The following is a 1,374-nucleotide window of genomic DNA, read 5'->3' as shown; positions in this document are numbered from 1 at the left end:
TCACTCCGCCCCAGGTCATACGCATACCTCCTTTCCAGAAGCCCCCGGGCGGATATCCCGGACGCTTCCCCCTCAGGTCAGCTCGGTGCCGCCGCTCATGCCGCCGGCAGACACAAAGCGCCAATCGGCAAAGCCTGCGCCGAAGCGGGCCCGGCCCTTCCAGAGGTTGTTGTCATTGTTGTCGTCCAGCACCGAACGGACGTTCAGCTTCACCCGGTCCTGGAAGATAGGGCCGTCGTTTTCCTGGATGGCGGCGCTGTCCAGCAGGAACCAGGGCTTGTCGGTCTTGCCCAGGATCTGCAGCACCCAGGTGAGATACGGGTCCACCAGGATGTTCCAGCGTCCCACCTGGTAGTTGAAGGCGTTGGTGTTGTCCTCGGGGGTCTTGTCGGACCCAGCCGCCGCAAAGGCCGCCTGTTTCAGGCCGGCGTCGTTGGGAATCCAGATGGTGTCCGGGGCGATGCTCAGCAGCTCTCCGTTATCGCCCTTGAGGTTCTGCATCTTCTCCTCCATGCGGCCCAGATTGTCCGCCGTCAGTTCTCCGGCAAACAGGTTGGACTGGGTCTTTTTGTCCACCTTGCCCGGATGGCTCTTGGAGAAGAGGGCCAGCTTGTCGGCGCCGGCACAGTCAAAGGTCTTGGCACCCACCTTGACGGTGGTGCCGTAGAGTCCGCCGGCGTACAGGTACCGGCCGAACTTCTCCCGGGTCCGGTTGTAGCTGGTGATGAGCTTGTTGGCCCGGTTCTTCATGGTGCCGATGCGGCCGTCCTCCACCAGCTCCTGGGTGATGGCGAACTGGCTCTTCCAGGTTTCGTTGATGATGGCCTTGGGGAATCCCTCCTCAAAACCGGTGTTGGGGTAATTACCGCCCTCGCCCACGGGCTCAAAGTCGTCCGCCGCGGTCTCGCCGGTGTACTGTTCCGCCCAGTGCTTGGAGTTCTCCATGCGGAAGAGCTTTTTCAGAATGGAGCGCTGCTCAAAGGCCTCACCCCGCTTTTCCAGATAGCTCTTGATGGGAAACTGACTTTTGCCGTAAAGGCTGTCCACCAGGCCGGAGCCGATGGACACGGTACAATATGCCATATCGTCGTTGCAAATGCTGCTCCCCCGCCCCTGTCCGGAGGCTTCAGGGGAACAGATCCTTGCTTCTCCTTTCTTTGAATTTCAGGGGGAGTCCCGCTCCCCTCCCGGTCAGAATCTCACACGGACGCTGTCGCCCACTGCGGTGCCCTCCAGCGCCACGATGACGGCCACACCGCTTTCTGTTGTGGCGGTGACCTGCAGGCCGTCCGCCGCCAGCGTCACCTTGTTTCCGGGCTTCAGGCTGGTGCCTGCGACGCTCAGCTGCGTCCGCCAGATCTGATAGTCCTGGAC

2 protein-coding genes are annotated in these 1,374 nt (G+C 61.8%); both read right to left on the bottom strand.

Going from position 1 to position 1,374, the window contains the following annotated elements; genetic code table 11:
• Positions 1-72: 72 nt before the first annotated feature.
• Complete coding sequence (locus QZL67_RS07885) at positions 73-1,083, bottom strand: Mu-like prophage major head subunit gpT family protein (RefSeq protein WP_022290178.1); 1,011 nt, start codon at positions 1,081-1,083, stop codon at positions 73-75.
• Positions 1,084-1,191: 108 nt separating this feature from the next.
• Positions 1,192-1,374, bottom strand: a 183-nt coding sequence (locus QZL67_RS07880; RefSeq protein ID WP_292920125.1) for a hypothetical protein, incomplete at its 5' end; no start/stop codon positions are given.

Origin of the sequence: Oscillibacter sp. CAG:155 (genome assembly GCA_000436875.1) — a bacterium.
Lineage (GTDB): Bacteria > Bacillota > Clostridia > Oscillospirales > Oscillospiraceae > Oscillibacter.
This window is presented reverse-complemented; position numbering and strand designations above follow the sequence as displayed.

What these genes read in the sequence shown, in the direction of transcription:
- QZL67_RS07885 (WP_022290178.1), bottom strand. Translation starts at nt 1,083, where the DNA reads ATGGCATATTGTACCGTGTCCATCGGCTCCGGCCTGGTGGACAGCCTT.